Below are 23867 nucleotides of genomic sequence, written 5' to 3'. Positions count from 1 at the left end.
TAAAACCTTCCTTTTATATGATAAAATCGGTCATTTTAGCGCTAATATTTTTGACTTCAGGCTTTCCTAATTTTCATAAAGTTGAGAATCAATCTGCAGATTGGGAAATTCTGTTTAACGGGAAAGACCTTACCGGTTGGGATACCTGGCTGGGAATGCCCAATGAGGAGGGCAAAGATCTTTGGCAACAAACACAGGCAGCCGACTATAAACCCTTTGGTCTAAATAATGATCCGCTAGGAGTTTTCACTATTGTGGAAATTGATGGAGAACCGGCTTTAAGATTATCGGGAGAAGTTTTTGGCGGAATATCTACTGTTGCTGAATATGAGAACTACCATTTGCAATTGCAGTTTAAATGGGGAAAGGAGAAATATGCCCCAAAGTTGAATAGTCCGCGCGACAGCGGAATTCTATATCACGGCAACGGCGAGCAGGGTGTTGAATCAGGTTTCTGGCTGCGCTCACAGGAATTTCAAATTCAGGAAGGTGATTGCGGGGATTATTGGGGAGTTGCCGGCGGGCAGATGGATATTCATACTGAAAAAGTGAACGACAGTTTGTATCGATACAATCCTGAAGGTAAATTGAGAAACTTTGGCTACCAAGCCAAATTAGGCAGAAATGTAAAAAAAGGACCTAATGGCGAAAAACCTTCCGGCGAATGGAATACTTTAGACTTATATTGTTACGGTGATAAGAGCGCACATGTTGTAAACGGCGTTGTAACAATGATACTTGAGAATTCTCAATTAGTGCTTGATGGGGTGGAAAAACCGCTTAAAAAGGGCAAAATTCAACTGCAGACAGAAGGAGCCGAAATCTATTACAGAAATATTAAAATTAGATCAATTGATAATTTTCCAAAGGAATTTTAAAAAGGAAAATTGAAAAGGAAAACTTATATAATCTCGTCATCCTGAATTTATTTTAGGGTCTTAAACGGTGTTGCTGCATTGCAAAAACTCATAAGATTCTGAAAGCAGTTCAGCATGGCGTTAACCCATTATTTTAATTATAAAATCAAATGAAAATAAAGAAATACAGTTTTGTAACTACAATTTTAATTTTGCTAGCTGGTTTTCTATCAGCACAAAACACATTAGACAGAATACAGGTAAAAGGCAATAGTTTTGTAAAACCCAGTGGAGACACAATTGTTTTTAGAGGTTTAAACACGAGTGATCCTGATAAATTAGAAGCTCAGGGACATTGGGATAAAAGCTATTTTCAGGAGATGAAAAACTGGGGTGCAAATCTGGTAAGATTTCCGGTTCATCCTACTGCATGGGTAAAACGTGGAGATAAGGAATATTTTGAATTGCTTGATGATGGTATAAAATGGGCTGGTGAATTAGGAATGTATGTCATACTAGACTGGCATAGCATAGGAAATTTAAGAACAGAAATGTACCAGTCTGATAATTATGACACGACACAAAAGGCAACCTATGATTTCTGGCGAAAAATGGCCGCTCGCTATGGTAAAAACACAACCGTCGCTTTCTACGAACTCTTTAATGAACCTACTACGTACAACCAAACTTTAGGCACGATCACATGGGATTTCTGGAAAGATTATAACACAGAACTGATCACCATCATAAGAGCAAATGGCGGTGAAGGTATTCCGCTGGTGGCTGGTTTTAATTGGGCGTATGATCTTACTCCTGTAAGAGATAATCCACTTGAAGTGGAAGGTATAGGTTATGTAAGCCATCCTTATCCGCAAAAACGCGACAAACCCTGGCAAGAAAAATGGGAGAACGATTGGGGTTTTGTTAAGGAGAAATATCCTTTAATTCTTACAGAAATTGGTTTTTCTGGGGCTGATGATGTGGGTGCTCATGTTCCTGTAATAAGCGATGAATCATACGGTGATGCAATAACAAAATATGCAGATGACCACGGAATTTCATACATGGTCTGGGTTTTTGATAATCAATGGGCACCACGCTTATATGAAGATTGGGATTATACCCCGTCACGACAGGGAAGATATTTTAAAAGGAAATTACAGAGTTACAATTACGATAAATAACCTGACTAAACAGTATAAAAAAAGGGATGAAATATTAAAATTTCATCCCTTTTCGCATTAAACTACATTAATATTTATTCTAGCCTTCTCTACTCCAGTGACGCTTAGGTAACATATCTTTAAATGATGTAGTAAACTTATCATCAAAAGAATCTGTAATTAAAACGCCTTCACCTTTATCTATACCCGCGGCGGTAAGCAATTCTTCTCCTTCACCCGCAGCACCTATAGTTTTACAGTGTTTGAAAATTTCTTTTACAAAATGTTTTAGGAAATCAAATTCTTTCATACTGTCTACACTTTTCTTCCCACCGGGAACAAAAACAGCATCATAAAGAACGGGAGATGCAGTAGCATGACTCTTATCTACTTTCATGCTCTCACCATTATCACCTTTAACCATACCCATCTTTTTATAGATAATATGAGCCATGGCATTACCTTCCATCAAAGCATCTTTTAGCTTAGAAACATGATCATAATGATAACCTTCATCTACAAGTATAGCAACTTTACGACCGGTTATATTATCCATCACCGTATTTTCCATACTTAAAGCAGGCGATTTTTTAGTGTATTTTTCATCGGCTGCGCTTGATTTTGGCGCATCTACACCTACATTATCTGCAACAGAAATTGCCAGATCATGATCAATATGATTAAGATGATCTACCATCTTTACCCGTAATTCTTCAGTATCACATTTGCTCAATTCAAAGCTAAAACCGTTGATGATATGTTGCTGTTCTGGCTTGGTCATACTGTTATAGAACAATCTGGCCTGCGTGTAATGATCTGAAAAACTCTCTGCTCTCTTGCGAACTTTTACTGCTTCAATTTTTTCAGGATAACTCACATACCCACCGCTTTTTTCAGCTACTTCACCCGGCATGTTATCATTAAGCGCATTAGGCTCATAATTAGTGCGGCCTTTATCTATAGTCTGGCGCATGAAACCATCTCTCTGATTATTATGAGAAGGATTTATGGGTCTGTTAATAGGTATTTCAGCAAAGTTTGGTCCTCCAAGACGCGTTAATTGCGTATCTGTGTACGAGAACAATCTACCTTGCAATAAGGGATCATTAGTAAAATCAATACCGGGAACCAGATGACCCGGGTGAAAGGCTGCCTGTTCAGTTTCTGCAAAGAAATTATCCGGATTTCTATTAAGAACAAATTTACCTAACATACGTACAGGAAAATCCTCTTCTGGCCAGATCTTGGTAGGATCAAGAATATCAAACGGAGCTTTATCTTCTTCTCCTTCTTTTATTACCTGCACACCAAATTCCCATTCAGGGAAATTACCCATATCAATTGATTCATACAGGTCACGACGGTGAAAATCAGGATCCTGACCTGAAACTTTTAAGGCCTCATCCCAGACTAAAGAATGTGTTCCTAATTTTGGCTTAAAATGAAATTTCACAAAATGAGATTCCCCCTGAGAATTTATAAATCTGAAGGTATGAATACCAAAACCTTCCATCATGGCATAGCTTCGTGGTATCGCCCTGTCACTCATCACCCACATCATCATGTGCATAGATTCTGGGGTAAGTGAAATAAAATCATAAAAGTTGTCATGAGCAGAAGCCGCTTGTGGTATCTCATTATGAGGTTCAGGTTTGACGGCATGAATAAGGTCTGGAAATTTAATTGCATCCTGAATGAAAAAAACCGGAATATTATTTCCTACCATATCAAAAACGCCTTCATCTGTATAAAATTTAAGCGCAAAACCACGCACGTCACGTGCTGTATCTGCAGAGCCTCTAAACCCGGCTACTGTAGAAAATCGGGCAAACATGGGTGTTTTCTTACCTTTTTCGGCTAAAAATCCGGCTTTGGTAATATCATCACTGTTGCCATAACTTTCAAAATAACCATGCGCTCCAGATCCTCTTGCATGCACCACACGTTCTGGGATGCGCTCATGATCAAAGTGAGTGATCTTCTCACGCATTATAAAATCTTCCAGAAGTGATGGTCCTCGTTCTCCTGCCTTTAAAGTATTTTGATTATCGTTAATACCTGTTCCCTGATTTGTAGTGAGCTTTTCACCACTTTCACGGGTATGAATTTTTAATTGTTTACTCTTGTCGTCCATTTTAAGTTGAGTTTGGTTTTTTATAATTGGAAAGCTTAAATTAGCATTATTCAAAACAATTACCCCATCTTTAAATATAACATTAAGATAAGTATAAGACTTATTTAACAATTGATTTTGAGTGCTTTAAAATATTCTTAAAATTTATAATTTAAAATTAATATTACTTAAAACAATATGACGACACAATCACCTGATATCTTCGATGCTACGCGTAATAATGACAAAAGTCGAATTTATGAATTGTTAAAAAGCGGAATAGATATAGACTCTACAAATGAAAAAGGATTTACTCCTTTAATTCTGGCTACTTATAATGGTCATTTAGAGCTTACAAGTGCTTTATTAGAAGAAGGAGCAGCAATAGATCATCAGGATGACTCTGGTAATACAGCTTTGATGGGTGTTTGCTTTAAAGGAAATGAAGAAATTGTTGATCTGCTTCTCAAAAAAGGGGCAAATCCTAATATCAAGAACTTAAATGGTGGGACAGCTTTAATGTTTGCAGCTATGTTTGGCCATGAGAATATCTTCAGGAAAATTGTAAGTGCGGGCGGAGATTTAAGAGCGCGTAATAATATGGGCTTAAATGCTATAGATCTTGCAGCTCAACAAGGCAACCAGTCAATGGCAGATCTTATTTATGAGCTAAGCCTGGAGCATTAATAAAATTTAAGATAACTTTAATACACCCTGACACAATCACTGGCAATACAAGCAGGGGCCAAACGTTCAATAAGTATTGTCTCTTTTAACGTTTTCGCATATTCTTTGTAAATTTGCCCGTTAAGAAATCTATTTATGATCATTGTAAAGTCACAAGAAGAAATTGAACTGATGCGAGAAAGCGCACTAATCGTTTCTAAAACATTAGGCATGCTTGCAGCAGAAGTAAAACCAGGAGTAACCACATTACATCTGGATAAACTTGCAGAAGAGTTTATACGTGATCACGGTGCTATACCAGGATTTTTAGGACTTTACGATTTTCCCAATACGTTATGCATGAGCCCAAATGATCAGGTGGTTCATGGCTTTCCTACAGATAAACCTTTAATTGAAGGTGATATAATCTCTATAGATTGTGGAGCTTTAAAAAATGGTTTTTACGGGGATCATGCTTACACTTTTGAAGTTGGCGAAATTGATCCTGAAACTAAAAAACTGCTTGATGTGACTAAAGAATCCCTTTATGTAGGCATAGCAGAGTTTAAATCTGGCAACAGAGTAGGTGATGTAGGTTTTGCGATACAGAATTTTTGTGAAAGTCATGGTTATGGTATTGTAAGAGAACTTGTAGGCCACGGCCTGGGAGCAAAAATGCATGAAGACCCCGAAATGCCAAACTACGGTCGCAGAGGTCGCGGTAAGAAATTTGTAGAAGGCATGGTTGTAGCAATAGAACCTATGGTTAATATGGGAACACATCGCATTAAGCAACACCGCGATGGCTGGACGATCACAACAAGAGACAATAAACCAAGTGCTCATTTTGAGCACGACGTTGCATTAGTAGACGGAAAACCTGAACTTTTATCAACTTTTAAGTATATTTATAAGGCGCTAGGGATTGAAAGCGATGAAGAAGAACCCTTTCGCGCCAAACAACTCACAACTTAATCTCGCACCCATTTGAATCATGCAATTAGAAACATGGATAAACTACCGTGAAGATGATTGGGAAGACGACTATTACATTGGATTATCTAACTATGGCAGAATGCGCAGCTATGTTAACAATCCACAAGGCAGCATCATCTCAGGCGGTACAATAAACGGCTACACAACACTCAATGTGAAGCTCAAGAACGGCAAAAGACGCAATTTTTATTTGCACAAGATTTTAGCCAAAGCTTTTCTTAAACCCAAAGAAAACGAGAAATCTGTAATTCATATCAATCATGATAAGGAAGACAACAGATTGGTCAACTTAAAATGGGTAACGCATAAAGAGCGCTACGCCCATCAAAAAACGAGTCCGCTGGATATTAAAAGGCGCACTTCAGGCAAAAGGCATTACACTAAACTTAGCTATGCTGAAGCTAAAATTCTTAAGAAAAAACTGCTTGACCCAAACAGACGAACGCGACTGCGTATTCTGGCAAAGCAATTTGGCGTTTCAGAAATGCAGCTTCACCGCATAAAGACCGGTGAGAATTGGGGTGATCTGGAAATATGATCAAATCTCTTTTTAAAAAATCTTTAAATACAATACCCAGGCCTTTACTTATACGTTTAAGTTATTTAGTAAAACCCTTTCTTGCTGCGCTCTTAAAAGGAGACAGATACGTCGATCCTATTGACGGCAAAGGCTTTTCTAAATTCTTGCCGTATGGCTATGGTACACCGCGTGAAAACGTATTATCACCATCTACTCTTTCTTTAGAAAGACATCGCCTATTGTGGTTATATTTAAAGAACGAAACAGACTTTTTTACTAAAAAGAGAAAAGTACTTCATTTTGCCCCTGAGCAAGCTTTTTACAAACGTTTCAGAAAGCTGAAAAACCTCGATTATACCACAACAGATCTCAATTCGCCCTTAGCAGATATCAAGGCAGACATCTGCGATCTGCCGTTTGAAGATGATGCTTATGATTTTATCTTCTGCAATCATGTACTTGAGCACATACCAGATGATACCAAGGCCATGCAAGAGCTTTATCGGGTTCTAAAACCTAATGGTATAGCCATACTTCAAATTCCGCAAGATTTAAAAAGGGAAAATACGTTTGAAGATGACAGCATAACAGACCCTAAAGAGCGCGCAAAGATCTTTGGCCAGTACGATCATGTACGCGTTTACGGCAGAGATTATTTCGAGAAATTGAGAAAAATCGGCTTTAAAGTGCAAGAAATCGACCTTACAGCCCAAATATCGGCGCAAGAGGTTGATAAATACAGATTAGCTCAAGGCGAAATTTTACCAGTATGTTCTAAATAACTTATTAATTATTATATTTCGGGAGTGAGAAAATTTCTGTTCTTAATCACTCTCTTTACATTTTGTTCGGCTGTTGCCCAAAGTACTAATGACTGTGTAGATGCCATACAATTGTGTGGTAGTACGCCCGTGGGCTTAGATCCAGATGGCGTAGGCTTTGATGAATTTAGTTTGCCAGATAATTTTGAGCCGCCCTGTTATTCTTTCAGTAATAATACGGCGCGGTTTAAAATAGTAGTAGAAACAGGAGGTTACCTGGGTTTTGATCTTATTCCAGATAATGCGACTGATGACTATGATTTTGCCATTTATGGTCCCGTAGACGATTGCTCCTTTTTAAGCAGTTCTATACGCTGCTCAAGTACAAATCCAGGAGAAGCGGGAGTACCGGCTGCTACAGGTCTTAACGAGACAGCTAATGATATTGTTGAAGGACCCGGCGGTGATGGTGACGGCTATCTCAAATGGCTAACAGTTAATACGGGAGAAACGTATTACTTACTTATAGACAGAGCCCATGGTTCTCAGGGATTCCAAATAAATCTTACAGGAAATGCTACCCTCCCTACTCCACCAGAATTTAACGAGCCTTCAGACCTATTAGCGTGTGATGACGACGATGTTCAGGATGGCTATTACACTTTTGATCTTGCTCCCCAAACGTATTATATAGGCAAAGACAATCCTGATGCAATCGTAACACACCACGCGACTCTTAATGATGCTAACCTTGGTATTAATGCACTAAGGCCTGATTACAGAAATACTAAAAACCCCCAAACTGTTTTTACCCGCATTGCTTCAAAAAATAGCGGTTGCATAGACATAACCACTTTTAAGCTTAAAGTACAGGAACAACCCTACGCACTTAACGATATTTATTTATGCGACATAGTAACGCCTTATGCATATGATCTAAATACTTTAAGTATGGGAATAGCAAATGGTGACCCCAACCTAAACATAAGTTATTACAACTCGTATCTGGATGCTGAAAATGAGACAAACTCTGTAAGCACAAAAACTATTATTGATGCCGAAAACGTAATGTTTGTCAAAATTCAAAACGAAGTTATACAAAGTTGCACGGTTATAGACTCTTTTAAGATTCTCTTAGTTAAAGGGCCTGTGCTTTCATCTGTTTCAGATATTTATGTTTGCAAAGATGACAGAACGCAAATCACCTATGATCTGGAAGCCAAAAAAGACGAAATTATAAGCAACCTTGGCCATTCAGATTACGCAGTTAAGTTTTATGACACCATACCAGATCGAGATCTGCAACAAAACGAATTGCCATTGTCATACTTAACAAGCAGTACTTCAAAACCAATTTATTTTAGTGTAATTGATAATGAAACCGGCTGCACATTATTTGAAGATTTTGAGATTATAGTTCAGCCAAATCCGGAATTCACTCTACCCAAAGAACTATTCTATTGCCTCAATTCTGAAGATCCCTTAACAATTAGCGCACCTTCCGGCTTTAAATATTACAAATGGAGCACAGGAGATGAAGGAGTTGCCAGAAATACAGTACAAGTTAGAACCGGAGGTAATTATTGGGTAACTGTAAGTAATGACGCAGGATGCACAAGCACACAAAATACCACCGTAGTCACATCAGATATTGCTTCCGCGAAAGGCTTACAAACATCAATTCTAAATTATCCTGATAATGAAATTACAATTACCGTTGATGGCGTAGGCGATTATGAATATTCATTAGATCAGGGAATTTTTACACCCTCTAACCATTTCGAAAAAGTATCAATGGGCTATCATGATATTATAGTACGTGACAAAAATGGATGCGGCGCAATAACTGTTGGACCTTTTCTGGTGCTTGATTATCCTCGGTTTTTCACACCTAACAATGATGGCTACAATGACAGATGGGAAGTAATAGGCCTATCTGAATTTCCCGGTTATACGTTGCGTATTTTTGACAGATATGGGAAGATGCTTAAGCAGATAACAGAGCAAGCTCCATACTGGGACGGCAGCTATAATGGTAAAAAACTTCCTTCTGGTGATTACTGGTTTTCACTTGAATTAACCGATAATTTAAGCACAAAAGGACATTTTAGCCTTTTATCTAATTAGTCTTCTACTAAATACTTTTCAAAACCCTTTGACATGTACACATTTGTGCTGTCATGATGCGCATATAGCAGATAGGCTTCAATTCCATTTATAGAATCCAGAACTTTTTTAGATTTTTCCAGACCTAAAGCCATAAAAGCAGTAGCATACGCATCTGCCTCTGCACAGGTATTTGCGATTACCGTAGAACTCAAAATATCACTTCGCTCTGCCAACCCTGTTAACGGATTTATAGTGTGCACAAATTTCTTACCCGTTAGAGAATCAACTCTAAATTTTCTATAATTTCCAGAACCTGCCATTCCTTTATCGGTGAGGCTAACAATCTTGGTATAACCGCGATCTTCTACCGGCGCGTCGATATTCTCTATCCCAACAGCCCATGCTTTTTGCTTGTCCAGATTTATACCTTTTGCCCTGAGCTCACCTCCTAATTCAATAAGATAATTGGTTACTCCGTTTTGCTCGAGCATTTCTCCTACTCTATCAATGCAATAACCTTTTGCAATGCTATTAAAATCGAGATAAACAGCCTTATTTTCTTTAACGATAGTTCCTTTGCTGGACAATTTGATCTTATCCAGCCCTACGTAATTGCGCAAACTATCTAGAACCATACTATCCAGAGTATTTATTGCCTTTCCGGGACCAAAACCATACGCATTTACTAAAATACCCACTGTAGGATCGTAATATCCGCCTGTGGATTCAAAAACTTGCCTGGAAAGGCCTAAAACCTCCTTAAACATATTATCTACCACCACAGTTGTATCACCGCTATTGATGCGAGAAATATCTGAAGTGGGAATATATGTAGACATAGATTGATTAACAGCTGCAATAACCGAATCAAATTTCGCAGGAGCGTTAAATTCTTCTGAGCTGTAAAACTGAACCTGATAGCCGGTGCCTAATGCCTCGCCTCTAAGCACCATTAAATCTTGTTTCTTTTCACAAGAAATAAGGAGCATTAAAAATAGTGCTGATATTAAAAATGTACGTATCATTTGATTTCTTGTAAACCTTTATATACAACTGAATAATCTGTTCCTTTCTCTACTGGCTTACCATAATCTGTGGCATTACCAAGTCCCACACCAGCATAATAAGTCTGAGCTTCAAATTTATCTGCATGCGTCTTTATGGTCTGCATAAAAACAGGATCATACTCTTCTGGCTTTTCAGGATAGGAAACAGCACGAACTATTACAAAATGGAGGATCTTATTTTTAAGTGCAACAAATTGCGGGTTTCTCTTGAGTTGAGAGTTCACGCCCAGAAATTCGAAACCCTGCGCTTCAAGATCTTCTCCTACGATGTTCATCGCCAAATTATGTAGTTCTTGTTTTGTAAGTTCTTCCGCCATATAATTGATATAAAGCATTATTGTCTTTAAAAAGAAAAACCGATGCTACTTACATCGGTTTTTCTTTTTATGAATATATGTGATTAACCACCAAAGTCGTCAAAACGAATATTCTCATCTGGAATACCGAAGTCTTCACCCATTTTCTGAACCGCCTGGTTCATAAGTGGAGGTCCACAGAAATATAATTCTATATCTTCAGGAGCTTCATGTTTGCTCAAATACTGATCTATTACAGCATTATGAACAAAACCTACAAAGCCATCACCTTCATCATCTACATCTTTTTTAACCTTCCAGTTATCTACTTCTAAAGGTTCTGAAAGTACAAGATAAAATTTAAAATTATCAAATTCTTTCTCAAGATCACGGAAGTGCTTTAGGTAGAAAAGTTCGCGTTTAGAACGACCACCATACCAGTAAGTCACTTTACGTCCTGTTTTTAATGTTTTGAACAAATGATACAAGTGAGAACGCATAGGCGCCATCCCTGCACCACCACCTACGTAAAGCATTTCAGCTTCAGACTCATTGATGAAGAATTCACCATAAGGTCCTGAAATAATAACTTTATCGCCAGCCTTTCTGCTAAAAATATATGAAGAGGCAACACCAGGGTTTACACTCATCCATTGATTTTTAGAACGATCCCATGGCGGAGTTGCTATACGTACGTTAAGCATAATCTCACGTCCTTCTGCAGGATAAGAGGCCATTGAGTAAGCACGCTCTACGGTCTCGTTATTTTTCATAACAAGTGGCCATAAACCAAATTTATCCCACTCTTCCTGAAATTTCTTAGGATCTTCATGTTCTTCAGGGTGCGCGGTAATATCTATATCTTGAAATTTAATCTCACATTGCGGGATTTCAATCTGAATATAGCCCCCAGCTTTGTAATTCATATCCTCAGGGATCTCAACTACAAATTCTTTGATAAAAGAAGCTACGTTCCAGTTTCTAACAACTGTCGCTTCCCATTTTTTAATACCAAAAACTTCTTCAGGAATAGTAATATTCATGTCTTGTCTTACCTTAACCTGGCAAGCTAGACGCGCTCCTTCTGCAAGTTCTTTACGTGTAAAATGCGGTGTTTCTGTAGGCAACGCTTCACCACCACCTTCAAGTACGTGACATTCACACTGTATACACGTACCACCACCACCACATGCTGATGGAAGAAATACTTTTTGACTACCTAGGGTAGATAATAATGAACTACCAGAAGGCACTTCAATTTCCTTCTCCCCATTGATAGTAATTTTTACCGGCCCTGATGGAGATAACTTTTCTTTGGCGAATAGTAATAAGGCAACCAGAACGATAGTTAACGTAAGGAAAGCTACTACTGTTGCTATAATTACACCTAGTGTACTTGCTACTAAGAACATATTATTCGTTTATTTTATCGTTAGTTGTTTCGGCTATCTGCTCGTGAATCTCAACCTTGTTATTAACGTCAACCTGCGTTACAGATGCCTGTTCTTCTGCAGAATCATCGTTATCACCAGTTAACATGCCACCAAAGCTCATAAAACCAATTGCCATTAAACCTGTTATTATAAATGTAATCCCTAGACCTCGTAATGGGGCAGGTACACTAGAATAACGTATTTTCTCACGTATAGATGCAATTGCCAAAATAGCAAGAAACCATCCTATACCAGAGGCAACACCATAATTAAGAGCTAGTCCTAATGTAGGGATATCACGTGATTGCATAAATAAAGAACCTCCTAAAATCGCACAGTTTACAGCGATAAGTGGCAAGAATATACCTAATGAAGTATATAAAGATGGTGAGAACTTCTCTACCACTATTTCTACTAATTGTACCATAGTTGCAATGGTCGCAATGAATAAAATAAATGAAAGGAAGCTCAAATCATAATCTGCATATTCTGGGCCTAACCATTTTAAAGCGCCGGGACGCAGTACATATTGATCAAGCAACCAGTTCATAGGCACTGTAACAGCAAGTACAAATATTACTGCTGCACCAAGACCTACTGCTGTAGATACTTTTTTAGAAACTGCCAGAAATGAGCACATCCCTAAGAAAGTGGCAAATACCATATTATCAATGAATATGGATTTAAAAAATAACTCTATATGTTCTAACATAACTATTTTTTTTAACTGTGTACGTTTCTAGTTCTCTTCTATTAAAGCACTATTACGTGAGCGCTGTACCCATATAATGATACCTAAAACGATAAGTGCCATGGGTGAAAGCAACATAAAACCGTTGTTCTCATAACCAATTGCATATAATCCTGTTTTAGCGATAGGATCTCCTAATACCTGAAAACCAAGTAAAGTTCCAGAACCTAATAATTCTCTAAAGAAACCTACGATGACTAATATAAAACCGTAACCTGCAGCGTTACCTACACCATCAAGGAAAGATTGCCATGGACCATTACCTAAAGCAAAAGCCTCAAAACGCCCCATTATAATACAGTTTGTAATAATAAGACCAACAAATACAGACAAGGTCTTACTTAGTTCATAAGCAAAAGCGTGTAATATCTGGTCAACTATAATTACCAAAGCCGCAACTACAACCAGCTGAACGATGATACGAATCTTAGATGGTATAATATTTCGCATAAGCGAAATAACCACATTACCTGCTGCCAATACAAAAATTACAGATATAGCCATCACTATAGATGCCTTTAACTGTGCCGTTATCGCCAGAGCAGAACATATACCTAAAACCTGAATGGTAATTGGATTATTATCAGTTAATGGATCTAATAAAAGACCCTGCTCTTTTTTTGAAAGTATAGCCATAATTAAATTTTTATTTCTTTAAGATAAGGAACATAAAGTTTTACAGTACTATTGATCATAGCTGTTACACCATTACCTGTGATAGTAGCTCCAGCCAGTGCATCTACTTTATTATCACCCTTGCGCTCATTAAGTGGATCATTATTACCCTTAGCAACAGTAATACCAGCATACTTTGTACCCTGCATTATCTCTTCGCCGGTAAAATCATCCATAAAATAACGTTGCTTGATGTTTGCGCCCAGACCAGGTGTTTCTCCTTTATGATCAAAATACACGCCTTGTACTACAAAATTCTCATCAACAGCAACAAAACCCCAGATAGCATCCCAAAGACCTTTACCGTATAAAGGGATTATATAGTAATCTTTGTTCTCCTTCTCACCTACAAAAAGAGGTAATCTGCGCTCATTTTTGTCTTTATTTAACTCACTCTTGAGATCAATAAGATAAGCAGCCGTATCAGATTTTATTTCACCATTCTGTATAACCAGTTGTTTCTTGATGTACTTGCTAAATTCTGCCTCAACTTTATCAGTCGCAACAAAAATAGCAGCACCGTCTCCTTCAACATTTTCATTAACTCCCATAGCGTAGAGAATATTCTGCTGCTTTTCAAACTTCTCATTTACCTGTATAGTTGGTTTTAAAGAAGAAGAAACAAAGGCAAGAAGTGATCCTACTATGAGTACCATAGCTATAGCGAAAATTATCGTGTAGCTATTTTTATCTGTATTTGCCATTACTAAGCTGTTTTAAGTTTAAGTCTTTTCATTCTACGTTTAATGTTTGCATTTACCACATAATGATCAATGGTAGGTGCAAATACATTCATAAGCAATATCGCAAGGAATACACCTTCTGGAAATGCCGGGTTGAAAACACGTATCATAATTGAGAAGAAACCTATTAGGAAACCATAAATGTATTTCCCAGTATTAGTTTGAGATCCCGTAACAGGGTCTGTTGCCATATATACAATACCAAAGGCAAGACCACCTATTATTAAATGCTTCCAGTAGGGCGCACTCATTAAACCATAAAACTTACTACCTTCTCCTATCCATCCTGCATCTACTACGCCATTAAATATTAGACCCATTGCAATAGCACCTATTACAGCACTTAGCATGATTCTCCAGCTGGCAATTTTAGTATAGATAAGGAATAAACCTCCTAATACGATTAGGAAAGTAGAAGTTTCACCCACAGATCCCGGTATAAAACCAAAGAACATATCAGATATTGAGTAATGCATGTCTGTACTCTGAGCAAGACTACCTAAAATTGTCTCTCCAGATAAAGCATCTACATTAGCACCTTTTGCAATTTCTTTAGCATTTTCTACTGCACCATGCACCCATACTTTATCACCACTCATCCATGTAGGATAAGCAAAGAACAAGAAAGCACGTATAGTAAGAGCTGGATTAAGAATGTTCATCCCTGTACCACCAAATACTTCTTTACCTATAATTACACCAAACACAACAGCAACTGCAAGCATCCATAAAGGCACATCTACAGGTACTATTAAAGGCACAAGCATACCGGTTACTAAATAACCTTCTTCTACCTCATGGCCTTTAATTACAGCAAAAATAAATTCAACTAACAACCCTACTCCGTACGATACAATTACTAAAGGAAGTACTGTTATCGCCCCCAGAGAAAAGTTTTCCCATGTAAGAAAATTACCAAAAACATCTGGCTCTCTTATTACACCATTAGCAGCATCAACAGCTGCATAATGTTGATACCCCGCATTAAAAATACCAAAAAGCAATACTGGCAATAAAGCCATAATTACGGTATTCATAGTGCGTTTTAGGTCATCTGCAGCTCTAATATGAGAACCGCTCTTTGTAGTTTCATTAGGTGTATAAAGAAAAGTATGCAACGCGTTAAAAGCGGGCGCCATCTTCTTATCCTTGTAGTCTTCTTTAAGACTGTGAAGTTTTTCTTTTAATCCCATTTCTATTATCCTATTTCTTTATGCATTATATCAAGACCCTTACGTATGATCGCCTGATGGGGTTGCTTAGATATGCAGATAAATTCTGTTAAAGCGAAATCTTCAGGTGCTACTTCATATAGACCCATTTGCTCCATCGCATCAAGATCTTCTACAAGACACGCCTTCAATAACTGAAGAGGGTATATATCAAATGGAAAAACCTCTTCGTAGCTTCCGGTAAAAACGAATGCTCTGTGCTCACCATTAGTATTAGTATCAAGATTATATTTCTTTTTAGGAAACAACCATGAAAATGTCAATGCCCTTGTAACAGACACTTTATTAAACACAGGCTTATTCCACCCAAAAAATTCATAATCATCACCTTCAGGTATAACTACAAACTCATTATGATAATATCCTAATGAACCATCAGGAGCAACTTCTGTACCTGTTAGTACGTTTCCAGAGATCATTCTTACATGCTCGTCCTTAAGACCTGCATCATAGACAAAGGTTGAAACCTCAGATCCTATTTTTGTTCTGTAATATTTTGGTGATTTAATAGCAGATCCCGAAACCGATATAACACGCTCTGCATTATATTTTCCGGTTAATAATAGTTCTCCTATTATAACAAGGTCTTCAGCATTAATAGTCCAAACTGTCTCTCCTTTATTAACAGGATCTATTTTATTTATCTGTGGCCCCACATTACCAGCAGGATGTGGCCCTGAAACTGTATGAAGAGTAAGATCTTTAAGACCTCCAAAAGGTGATCCTGAAGCATTATTTACAGAAACGTGAACGCTACCTGTGGTTAGTTTACTCAGGGCTGTAATTGCAGCTTGTAACTCAGCTTCCTTCCCTTGTAAAACGAAATCATAATCTGGAGCTAAAGGCGCACTATTAAAACCTGAAATAAAGATAGATTTAGGTTCTGCGTCTGTATCTGCGATGATATCGTAAGGTCTTTGTTTTATAAACGGCCAAAGCCCGGTAAGCATTAAGTACTCTTTAATAGCAACTGCATCTGCGCTCGCTGCGTTGATCAAAGGATTCTCAAAATACATTTCCGTCCCGTCGCCCTCAATAACGAGGTGAGTAATCACACGTTTAGGCCCTCGTTTTATCTCTACAAGCGTACCGCTTACAGGAGAAACAAACTTGAGATTTACGTTAGATTTAGAATGGAAAATAGGTTCTCCGGCTTTAATTTTAGCCCCTTCTTTAATTATCATTTTTGGAGTAATCAAATGAAAATCAGAAGGTTTGATCGTGTAGGTTCTTGATATTGGCGCTGCTGAAATAACCTTTTCTGCCTCACCAACTAGTTTAATATCAAGACCCTTTTTGATCTTAATGTCTTTTGACATAGGGAATTTATGTTAAAGTTCTTGTTGTTCCCGTTATTTTCGGGTGGGCAAATTTACAAATTTTACAATGCTAACACACAAGTAAACTCAATAAAATTGTTAAAGGAATTTATTAAAACGTTTGCGCAAATTATCTATGCCTTTCTTTATAAACCAGCCATCCTTTTTAGAGATATCATAATCTACTTTTAAGGCATGCAATTTGTTTAACTTTGAAAAAAACTTTTTAGTCCTGTAATGAAGTATCTCTCTTACTTTTTGCTTATCTCCCTCTTGAATTTTTCACTTTTCGCTCAGGTGGAAAATGAAATACCAGCTCCTAACTATATAAAGACCGTACAGTTTAAAGGCAACACTCAATTAAGCCAATTACCTCTGCTTAGATTAGGCGATCAGCTCCTTCTAACTTTTGATGACATAATTGGGGACGAAGCTAATTATTACTATACCATTAATCACTACAATGCAGACTGGACACCCAGTTCGTTAGCTAAGACCGAATACATGGAAGGTTTTGATGATGTACGCATTTTTGATTACACAAATTCTGTAAGCACACTACAACTCTACACACATTACACCCTTACCATACCTAATAAAAACACCCGGCAATTAACAAAAACCGGCAATTATATGCTCAAAATCTACAATGATGCGAAAGAGCTTATTTTTTCAAGAAAGTTTATGATCTATGATCCTGTAGTTACGGTAGGCGTTGAAATTCTGCGTACACGAGATTTAAATACTATAGACACAAAACAGGTTGTAAATTTTAAAGTTGATAGCGGCGATAATATTCTTATCAATCCAGACAAGACAATAACCCCCTTAATTATACAAAATAACGACCTAAACAACTCAATTATCGGCTTAAAGCCTCAATATACTCTAGGCAATGTGCTTCAATACAGATATGACGAGGAAGCTTCTTTTTATGGTGGTAATGAGTTTTTAAGCTTTGACAATAAAGATGTGCGGGCTGCAACAAATACGATTCAGTATATCGAATTAAGAAAATTGTACCATAATTATTTATATGTTGTACCCACCCGGGCAGAGCTGCCTTACACTTATAATCCAGACATTAATGGCAATTTTGTGATACGAACGCTACAAGGTCAGAATCCCGATTCTGAAGCAGAATATGTCTGGATGCATTTCGCTGTAAAGCATGATCTATTACCAAAAGAGCAGGATATTTATATTTATGGTGGTTTTAATAATTATGTTCTTGACCCCTCACTAAAAATGAAATATAATGTTGAAGCGGGTATTTATGAATTACCTGTTTTACTGAAACAGGGCTTTTATAACTACAAGTACGTAGTCTCAGAAAATGATAAAAAATTGCCTTATAACCCTGTAGGAGGAGATTTCTGGCAAACTGAAAATGAATATGACGTGCTCATTTATTATAGAGAACCGGGCGCCAGATATGATAAATTAATTGGCGCAGGCAACGCTTTATCTACTAATATTTCTAATGTGAGAAGGAATTGATCTTAAAATTCGTTTTATATTTAAAACGTGAAAGATACACCTGTAGCAAGTAATAGCAGAAAAGCCGTAAAATACCGCGGTGTAGTTTGTCTTAATTGTGATCAACCTCTCGATCTAAGTGATAGATTTTGCCCCTATTGCGGACAACTGAACACAACTAAGAAACTATCTCTAAAAGACTTTTTTAATGAGTTTTTTGGCAGTATTTTTTCGTATGATTCAAAATTCCGGCTTACACTTTCTGCCCTTATTCTGCATCCGGGAAAAATCACTAAAGATTATATAGCCGGCAAACGCACACAATACTCTAATCCTTTTAGGTTCTATTTTACGGTGTCAATCATCTTTTTTATTATCTGGGGTTTTACCTCAGGACTTGATGAATGGCGCGGTAACGGCAACAAAAGTATTTTTGAGTACAATACAGGTTTTAAGGAAGCCCTTAAAAATCCACAAAAGCTTGATTCATTGACTCAATTGTATGGTAATGATGAGAAAAAACTTGACTCGGTCCTTAAGGCTGTTTACCTCAATCCCAAAAAAGACTCTATATCTGCAACTGTCATAGATCTTAAAAAACTTGACAGCCTCAATATTGTTAGCTCTACATTTAAACGTTACGAGATCTACAACAGCTATTTTGAAAAAAACGAGCAATATGACGCTAAAATCGCGCTAGAAAGCGTAAAAGACAGAAATACCGCCTATCACAGATGGCTCTATAATAAGGTAATAGATTCGCAGTCATTTTCTAAAAATCCCGGTCTGTTTATAAATTACGCAGTAAGCAAACTTCCGTTTGTCATTTTCTTTTACTTACCTGTTTTTGCACTTTTTATATGGTTGCTATACGCTCGCCATAACCTTAAATACATGGAGCATCTTATCTTTACTTTTCATGTACAAACCATATTCTTCATCATATTTTCTATTGCACTCATAATATCATATATCACAAACACAAAGTGGATTATTAATATTGCCGCGCTACTTTTTATCTTCTATATCTATAAGTCTATGAGGCATTTCTACGGACAGGGACGCACTAAAACTGTCTTCAAATTTGTAATTATGAACTTTATATTTATTATTTTAGCTGTAATAGCGACGGCATTAGCAACTTTTGTTGCTTTTCTAATCTATTAAGCATGGTGCAGCAGGTCACACAAGGAATTAAAATTTCTGTAGAAACCCACTTTGAAGGCACATTTTATAAAAATTATAAAATGCATTATGCCTTTGGCTACCAGATAAGCATAGAGAATCAAAGTAAAGATTCTGTACAGCTTACTTCCAGACATTGGAAAATTCATGACGCCCTTAATCATCTGGAAATTGTAGATGGAGAAGGCGTTATAGGCAAAAAGCCGGTTTTAAAACCCGGCGAAACTCACACCTACAGATCTGGTTGTTTACTCACCTCCCCGTTTGGCGCTATGAGTGGTCATTACAACATGATAAATTTTACTACCACAAGCAGATTTAAAGTCATAATTCCCACCTTTAAACTTAGCGCACCTTTCGCACAGAATTAAATCTCAATCATTACATTCTAGTAAGAAAATTCACTGTTTGCATAAACTTTCATAATATCTAAATATGCCCATTCTGCACTAAAGCATACGTACTTAATTTTGTAACTTGCTCCCTTTATTTTTCAGAATTAAAAACAATTAACTAATAAATCATGGGAAAAGGATTTTTTGAAGTACCCATCGCTATTAATGAACCTGTAAGATCATACGCCCCAGGCTCACCAGAACGTGATGAAGTTCTTGCAACATATAAAGAAATGTACAATAGCAAGATAAATGTACCTCTATATATAAATGGTAAAGACATTGAGACAAACACTACACGTACAATGTCTCCACCTCACGAGCATAAGCATATTTTAGGTGAATATCATCTTGCCGAAAAATCGCATGTAGAAGAAGCTATAACTACAGCCCTTGAAGCAAGAAAAACATGGTCGCAATTACCATGGGAGCAACGTGCAGCTGTTTTTCTTAAAGCAGCAGAACTTATACAAGGCCCATACCGTGCAAAAATAAACGCAGCGACAATGCTCGCTCAATCAAAGAACATTTATCAGGCAGAAATAGATTCTGCTTGTGAACTTATCGACTTTCTCAGATTTAATGTGCAGTATATGGCTGAGATCTATGCAGACCAGCCAGAATCAAGTTCTGCAGCGTGGAACCGTGTAGAGCACAGACCTCTTGAAGGTTTTGTTTATGCTGTAACCCCATTTAACTTTACGGCTATTGCCGGAAACCTTCCTGCATCAGCAGCTTTAATGGGAAATGTTGTAGTATGGAAACCCAGTGACAGCCAGGTGTATTCTGCTAAAGTTATTATGGATGTTTTTCGCGAAGCCGGCGTTCCTGCAGGAGTGATAAATGTAGTAATGGGCGACCCCGCAATGATCACAGAAACTGTACTTGCAAGTCCAGATTTTGCAGGTATTCACTTTACAGGATCTACTCACGTGTTTAAAGATATCTGGGCTAAAATTGGCGCAAACATTCACAATTACAAAACGTATCCTCGTATTGTAGGAGAAACCGGTGGTAAAGATTTTATTCTTGCTCACCCAACTGCAAATGCAAAACAGGTTGCTACGGCTATCTCTCGCGGCGCTTTTGAATTTCAGGGTCAAAAATGTAGTGCAGCAAGCAGATGCTATATACCTGCTTCATTGTGGGATGAAGTAAAAGGCTATGTAATAGAAGATGTGAATTCTTTTAAAATGGGTTCTCCTGAAGATATGAGCAATTTTATAACTGCTGTTATTCACGAGGGATCTTTTGACAAACTCGCAAAGTATCTCGATCAGGCTAAAGAAGATGATAATGTAGAGATAATTGTAGGGGGTGGTTATGATAAATCTGAAGGCTATTTTATTGAGCCAACCGTTTTGTTAACTACAGACCCAAAATACACTACGATGTGTACTGAACTTTTTGGCCCGGTTATTACTGTTTTTGTTTATGAGGACGAAAAGTGGAGTGAAACACTTGAACTTGTTGATGGCACTAGTGAATATGCCTTAACAGGAGCTGTTCTTGCTACAGATCGCATTGCAATTACTGAAGCTACAACTGCCTTGCAGAATGCTGCAGGTAACTTTTACATAAATGACAAACCTACAGGGGCAGTAGTAGGTCAGCAACCCTTTGGTGGTGCTCGTGCTTCGGGTACTAATGATAAAGCCGGTAGCGCCCTTAACCTCCTGCGTTGGGTTTCTCCACGATTAATAAAAGAAACATTTGTAACTCCTGTAGATTACAGATATCCGTTTTTAGGTTAATTCTGGTAGATTTTATATATTAAAAGCACGTTTTTTAGGAGCGTGCTTTTTTATTTCGCGCAAGCTTCAATGTTAACTTAATGTTACGTGAAGTTAAATTTAAGGTTAAGTTGATATTATTTTTGTATATTTGAACACTAAATATTAGAGAGATTATGATGAATGATGAGAACAAAATGTACTTGCTTAAGATGAAGTACTCTGTTATCGATGTAACACAAAACAAAAAGAACAGAAAGATTACCCGTAAAAAGGAGAAGCTGTATTTAGTGCGTGACCTAAGTATGATCGATGAGAAACTTAGAGAATTAGAAGATACTTTACTAGAAGAGCAAGAGACAAGTAAAAAGACCTTAATAGGAAAGGCCCAAGATTTCCTTAAACACTTTGGGTCCTTATGCAACCAAACATATTATAATGTTTTGCGCACCTAATTAAAATTGAAAAGCGACCAAAATGGTCGCTTTTTTTTATCCTTTATATTTTAACGGCAGGTGAACTACCTTTTTAGTGTCGTAAAATTCTTCTTCAAAGTAATCTTTTAGATCATAGATCTTTGCAGCTTTATATTTAGCCAACTCTTCTTCAAGATCACCTCCCTTTAAATACAGAATACCATTTTTTAGATCGTGCGTACTTTTCTTAGCAATTTTTCCTTTTACCCAGTGTACAAAGGTTTCCATTTGAGCTACGGCACGACTTACAATAAAATCATATTGACCATCTACATTTTCTACTCTGTCATTTGTAGTCTTCACATTTCTAAGACCAAGTCCTGCAACAACCTCATCAACCACCTTAATTTTCTTACCAATACTGTCAACAAGATGAAATTCTGTCTCTGGAAATAGTATAGCTAACGGCACACCAGGAAAACCACCGCCCGTACCTACATCTAGTATTGAATCGCCAGGCGCAAAAGGTTGAACTTTAGCTATACCTAAAGAATGCAGTACATGTCGCAGGTATATCTCATCTATATCTTTACGGGAAACAACATTTATTTTAAGATTCCAATCCTGGTACAGTTCACTCAACTTGGCAAACTGCTCCAGTTGCTTTTTATCAAGGTCTGGGAAATACTTGGTAATAATATCCATAAATCTAACTTTTCGGGTGCAAAATTAGCTTTTTAAGACGTTAAATTGGTAGAATCTACGCTTCTAAAAAATTATAGTCTTATTTTTGTTAGATTATAACGTTTTGGCAAATTCAGCGTTATAGGCATACTACATTTTTAATATGGAAAATAAAACAATAAGATTCTCGCGAGTTGATTCAGCCCGCTTCTTCAGAACACTAAATAAAAGGGTTAACACCTATTTTAAAGAAAATAATCTTGAACGTACCGGTAACTGGAAGTTATATGTAAAATCTGCGGTTATGTTCAGCATGTTTCTTACTCCTTACTTCTTACTTTTAACGCTTTCGCTTCCGGGATGGTTGCAGTTACTACTTACTATTGTTATGGGTGTTGGTATGGCAGGAGTAGGTATGAACGTAATGCACGATGGTAACCATGATTCTTTTTCTAAAAAGAAATGGGTAAATAAATTAATGGGAAGCAGTATTTATATTCTGGCAGGTAATGTTTACAACTGGCAGGTGCAACACAATGTACTGCATCATACCTATACTAACATTCATGGTCACGATGAAGATCTGGAAGCAGGTAGAATTTTGAGGTTTTCAAAACATGCTAAATGGTATAAGCATCATAAATTTCAGCACTTCTACTCCATTTTTCTATATGGTTTACTAACCTTTAATTGGGCTATCACAACAGATTTTCTACAGATGAAGCGTTACTTAAAGCGAAAACTCTCTTATGGCGAATTCCCAAATCCTACTCTTGAATGGACGAAACTGGTTATCACCAAAGTAGTTTACATCACAGTGTGGATCGTTCTACCATTGCTTATCTTAGATATCGCATGGTGGAAGGTTATTCTGGGATTCTTTATTATGCATTATACTGCAGGTGTTATCTTAAGTGTGGTATTTCAGTTAGCTCATGTTATTGATCAGGCAGATATGCCAATACCAGATAATACGGGCTCAATGAAAAATACCTGGGCTATTCATCAGCTTTTCACCACGGTGAATTTCTCTACTAAAAACAGAATTGTAAACTGGTTTACAGGCGGTCTTAACCATCAGGTTGAGCATCATATTTTTCCGCATATTAGCCATGTGCATTACACCAAGATCTCAAAAATAGTTAAGGAAACGGCAAAAGAATTCAATCTGCCTTATAACGAATATAAAACTACCCGAAAAGCGGTGATCGCACATTTTAGATATTTAAAAGAAATGGGAATGCGACCAACTTTAACAACAGCTTAATCATCAA

The 23867-nt window shown here is 37.3% G+C and carries 23 protein-coding genes; 13 read left to right on the top strand and 10 right to left on the bottom strand.

The genetic code is table 11. From position 1 onward, the window contains the following. Nucleotides 1-17: 17 nt before the first annotated feature. On the top strand, nt 18-878 hold the full coding sequence (locus ACH3PA_RS11145) for a 3-keto-disaccharide hydrolase (protein ID WP_416444238.1): 861 nt from the start codon (nt 18-20) through the stop codon (nt 876-878). Between the two features lie 149 nt (nt 879-1027). Continuing rightward, the gene (locus ACH3PA_RS11140) at nt 1028-2041 is read left to right on the top strand and encodes a glycoside hydrolase family 5 protein (protein WP_416444240.1); all 1014 of its coding nucleotides are present in this window, start codon (nt 1028-1030) and stop codon (nt 2039-2041) included. Between the two features lie 79 nt (nt 2042-2120). Here ACH3PA_RS11140 and ACH3PA_RS11135 read toward each other — a convergent pair whose 3' ends face one another. After that, nucleotides 2121-4154, bottom strand: a complete 2034-nt coding sequence (locus ACH3PA_RS11135; RefSeq protein WP_416444242.1) for a catalase — start codon at nt 4152-4154, stop codon at nt 2121-2123. Nucleotides 4155-4331: 177 nt separating this feature from the next. Here ACH3PA_RS11135 and ACH3PA_RS11130 point away from each other — a divergent pair, with 177 nt between their 5' ends. The 5 genes from ACH3PA_RS11130 (at nt 4332) to ACH3PA_RS11110 (ending at nt 9203) form a co-directional block, all read left to right on the top strand. After that, entirely contained in the window at nt 4332-4820 is a 489-nt protein-coding gene (locus tag ACH3PA_RS11130; RefSeq protein WP_416444244.1) for an ankyrin repeat domain-containing protein, read from the top strand. Nucleotides 4821-4955: 135 nt separating this feature from the next. Further along, nucleotides 4956-5774: a type I methionyl aminopeptidase gene (gene map / locus ACH3PA_RS11125; protein WP_416444246.1), complete on the top strand. Its 819-nt coding sequence runs from the start codon at nt 4956-4958 to the stop codon at nt 5772-5774. Nucleotides 5775-5793: 19 nt separating this feature from the next. After that, nucleotides 5794-6333: an HNH endonuclease gene (locus ACH3PA_RS11120; RefSeq protein ID WP_416444248.1), complete on the top strand. Its 540-nt coding sequence runs from the start codon at nt 5794-5796 to the stop codon at nt 6331-6333. Further along, nucleotides 6330-7097: a class I SAM-dependent methyltransferase gene (locus ACH3PA_RS11115; protein ID WP_416444250.1), complete on the top strand. Its 768-nt coding sequence runs from the start codon at nt 6330-6332 to the stop codon at nt 7095-7097. Before ACH3PA_RS11120 ends, ACH3PA_RS11115 begins: the two co-directional genes overlap by 4 nt. 24 nt (nt 7098-7121) lie before the next feature. Further along, nucleotides 7122-9203 (top strand): T9SS type B sorting domain-containing protein, encoded by a 2082-nt coding sequence (locus ACH3PA_RS11110; protein ID WP_416444252.1) that lies wholly within the window; start codon nt 7122-7124, stop codon nt 9201-9203. Here ACH3PA_RS11110 and ACH3PA_RS11105 read toward each other — a convergent pair. The 8 genes from ACH3PA_RS11105 to ACH3PA_RS11070 form a co-directional block, all read right to left on the bottom strand. Next, complete coding sequence (locus tag ACH3PA_RS11105; RefSeq protein WP_416444254.1) at nt 9200-10210, bottom strand: FAD:protein FMN transferase; 1011 nt, start codon at nt 10208-10210, stop codon at nt 9200-9202. The two genes, ACH3PA_RS11110 and ACH3PA_RS11105, sit on opposite strands and share 4 nt — an antisense overlap. After that, nucleotides 10207-10569, bottom strand: a complete 363-nt coding sequence (locus ACH3PA_RS11100) for a Na(+)-translocating NADH-quinone reductase subunit F (RefSeq protein ID WP_416444256.1) — start codon at nt 10567-10569, stop codon at nt 10207-10209. The genes ACH3PA_RS11105 and ACH3PA_RS11100 overlap by 4 nt, the downstream gene beginning before the upstream one ends. A gap of 83 nt (nt 10570-10652) precedes the next feature. Continuing rightward, the gene (gene nqrF / locus ACH3PA_RS11095; protein WP_416444258.1) at nt 10653-11960 is read right to left on the bottom strand and encodes an NADH:ubiquinone reductase (Na(+)-transporting) subunit F; all 1308 of its coding nucleotides are present in this window, start codon (nt 11958-11960) and stop codon (nt 10653-10655) included. A 1-nt stretch (nt 11961) separates the two neighbouring features. Next, nucleotides 11962-12693 (bottom strand): NADH:ubiquinone reductase (Na(+)-transporting) subunit E, encoded by a 732-nt coding sequence (nqrE, locus tag ACH3PA_RS11090; RefSeq protein WP_416444260.1) that lies wholly within the window; start codon nt 12691-12693, stop codon nt 11962-11964. Between the two features lie 27 nt (nt 12694-12720). Further along, a complete protein-coding gene (locus ACH3PA_RS11085; RefSeq protein WP_416444262.1) occupies nt 12721-13368 on the bottom strand; it encodes an NADH:ubiquinone reductase (Na(+)-transporting) subunit D in 648 nt (215 codons plus the stop codon). Between the two features lie 2 nt (nt 13369-13370). Then, nucleotides 13371-14111, bottom strand: a complete 741-nt coding sequence (locus ACH3PA_RS11080) for a Na(+)-translocating NADH-quinone reductase subunit C (protein ID WP_416444264.1) — start codon at nt 14109-14111, stop codon at nt 13371-13373. A 2-nt stretch (nt 14112-14113) separates the two neighbouring features. Continuing rightward, complete coding sequence (locus tag ACH3PA_RS11075; protein WP_416444266.1) at nt 14114-15343, bottom strand: NADH:ubiquinone reductase (Na(+)-transporting) subunit B; 1230 nt, start codon at nt 15341-15343, stop codon at nt 14114-14116. A 5-nt stretch (nt 15344-15348) separates the two neighbouring features. Then, the gene (locus tag ACH3PA_RS11070) at nt 15349-16701 is read right to left on the bottom strand and encodes a Na(+)-translocating NADH-quinone reductase subunit A (protein WP_416444268.1); all 1353 of its coding nucleotides are present in this window, start codon (nt 16699-16701) and stop codon (nt 15349-15351) included. A 237-nt stretch (nt 16702-16938) separates the two neighbouring features. On the opposite strand from ACH3PA_RS11070, the gene ACH3PA_RS11065 reads away from it, so the two are divergent. The 5 genes from ACH3PA_RS11065 (at nt 16939) to ACH3PA_RS11045 (ending at nt 21948) form a co-directional block, all read left to right on the top strand. Further along, entirely contained in the window at nt 16939-18201 is a 1263-nt protein-coding gene (locus ACH3PA_RS11065; protein ID WP_416444270.1) for a DUF5103 domain-containing protein, read from the top strand. 27 nt (nt 18202-18228) lie between these two features. After that, the gene (locus ACH3PA_RS11060; protein ID WP_416444272.1) at nt 18229-19347 is read left to right on the top strand and encodes a DUF3667 domain-containing protein; all 1119 of its coding nucleotides are present in this window, start codon (nt 18229-18231) and stop codon (nt 19345-19347) included. 2 nt (nt 19348-19349) lie between these two features. Beyond that, the gene (gene apaG / locus ACH3PA_RS11055; RefSeq protein WP_416444274.1) at nt 19350-19736 is read left to right on the top strand and encodes a Co2+/Mg2+ efflux protein ApaG; all 387 of its coding nucleotides are present in this window, start codon (nt 19350-19352) and stop codon (nt 19734-19736) included. Between the two features lie 152 nt (nt 19737-19888). Further along, nucleotides 19889-21514 carry an L-glutamate gamma-semialdehyde dehydrogenase gene (gene pruA, locus ACH3PA_RS11050; protein WP_416444276.1) on the top strand — a complete coding sequence of 542 codons (1626 nt, stop codon included), beginning with the start codon at nt 19889-19891 and terminating at the stop codon, nt 21512-21514. A 191-nt stretch (nt 21515-21705) separates the two neighbouring features. Then, complete coding sequence (locus tag ACH3PA_RS11045; RefSeq protein ID WP_416444278.1) at nt 21706-21948, top strand: hypothetical protein; 243 nt, start codon at nt 21706-21708, stop codon at nt 21946-21948. Between the two features lie 36 nt (nt 21949-21984). On the opposite strand, the gene rsmG is transcribed toward ACH3PA_RS11045, so the two are convergent. Continuing rightward, nucleotides 21985-22614 carry a 16S rRNA (guanine(527)-N(7))-methyltransferase RsmG gene (gene rsmG / locus ACH3PA_RS11040; RefSeq protein ID WP_416444280.1) on the bottom strand — a complete coding sequence of 210 codons (630 nt, stop codon included), beginning with the start codon at nt 22612-22614 and terminating at the stop codon, nt 21985-21987. 142 nt (nt 22615-22756) lie between these two features. Between rsmG and ACH3PA_RS11035 the strand changes: the two genes are divergently transcribed. Then, entirely contained in the window at nt 22757-23860 is a 1104-nt protein-coding gene (locus ACH3PA_RS11035) for a fatty acid desaturase family protein (protein WP_416444282.1), read from the top strand. The last annotated feature ends 7 nt before the right edge of the window (nt 23861-23867 follow it).

The organism is Leeuwenhoekiella sp. A2, assembly GCF_047946655.1.
GTDB lineage: Bacteria > Bacteroidota > Bacteroidia > Flavobacteriales > Flavobacteriaceae > Leeuwenhoekiella.
The sequence above is the reverse complement of the archived record's forward strand: the minus strand, read 5'-3'. Positions and strand labels throughout refer to the sequence as shown.

Coding starts and splice junctions, on each gene's coding strand:
- ACH3PA_RS11085 (WP_416444262.1), bottom strand. CDS start 13,368: ATGGCTATACTTTCAAAAAAAGAGCAGGGTCTTTTATTAGATCCATTA.
- ACH3PA_RS11135 (WP_416444242.1), bottom strand. CDS start 4,154: ATGGACGACAAGAGTAAACAATTAAAAATTCATACCCGTGAAAGTGGT.
- ACH3PA_RS11115 (WP_416444250.1), top strand. CDS start 6,330: ATGATCAAATCTCTTTTTAAAAAATCTTTAAATACAATACCCAGGCCT.
- ACH3PA_RS11120 (WP_416444248.1), top strand. CDS start 5,794: ATGCAATTAGAAACATGGATAAACTACCGTGAAGATGATTGGGAAGAC.
- nqrE (WP_416444260.1), bottom strand. CDS start 12,693: ATGTTAGAACATATAGAGTTATTTTTTAAATCCATATTCATTGATAAT.
- ACH3PA_RS11035 (WP_416444282.1), top strand. CDS start 22,757: ATGGAAAATAAAACAATAAGATTCTCGCGAGTTGATTCAGCCCGCTTC.
- ACH3PA_RS11045 (WP_416444278.1), top strand. CDS start 21,706: ATGAAGTACTCTGTTATCGATGTAACACAAAACAAAAAGAACAGAAAG.
- ACH3PA_RS11080 (WP_416444264.1), bottom strand. CDS start 14,111: ATGGCAAATACAGATAAAAATAGCTACACGATAATTTTCGCTATAGCT.
- ACH3PA_RS11105 (WP_416444254.1), bottom strand. CDS start 10,210: ATGATACGTACATTTTTAATATCAGCACTATTTTTAATGCTCCTTATT.
- ACH3PA_RS11130 (WP_416444244.1), top strand. CDS start 4,332: ATGACGACACAATCACCTGATATCTTCGATGCTACGCGTAATAATGAC.
- rsmG (WP_416444280.1), bottom strand. CDS start 22,614: ATGGATATTATTACCAAGTATTTCCCAGACCTTGATAAAAAGCAACTG.
- ACH3PA_RS11140 (WP_416444240.1), top strand. CDS start 1,028: ATGAAAATAAAGAAATACAGTTTTGTAACTACAATTTTAATTTTGCTA.
- ACH3PA_RS11145 (WP_416444238.1), top strand. CDS start 18: ATGATAAAATCGGTCATTTTAGCGCTAATATTTTTGACTTCAGGCTTT.
- pruA (WP_416444276.1), top strand. CDS start 19,889: ATGGGAAAAGGATTTTTTGAAGTACCCATCGCTATTAATGAACCTGTA.
- ACH3PA_RS11065 (WP_416444270.1), top strand. CDS start 16,939: ATGAAGTATCTCTCTTACTTTTTGCTTATCTCCCTCTTGAATTTTTCA.
- ACH3PA_RS11070 (WP_416444268.1), bottom strand. CDS start 16,701: ATGTCAAAAGACATTAAGATCAAAAAGGGTCTTGATATTAAACTAGTT.
- ACH3PA_RS11100 (WP_416444256.1), bottom strand. CDS start 10,569: ATGGCGGAAGAACTTACAAAACAAGAACTACATAATTTGGCGATGAAC.
- map (WP_416444246.1), top strand. CDS start 4,956: ATGATCATTGTAAAGTCACAAGAAGAAATTGAACTGATGCGAGAAAGC.
- nqrF (WP_416444258.1), bottom strand. CDS start 11,960: ATGTTCTTAGTAGCAAGTACACTAGGTGTAATTATAGCAACAGTAGTA.
- ACH3PA_RS11075 (WP_416444266.1), bottom strand. CDS start 15,343: ATGGGATTAAAAGAAAAACTTCACAGTCTTAAAGAAGACTACAAGGAT.
- apaG (WP_416444274.1), top strand. CDS start 19,350: ATGGTGCAGCAGGTCACACAAGGAATTAAAATTTCTGTAGAAACCCAC.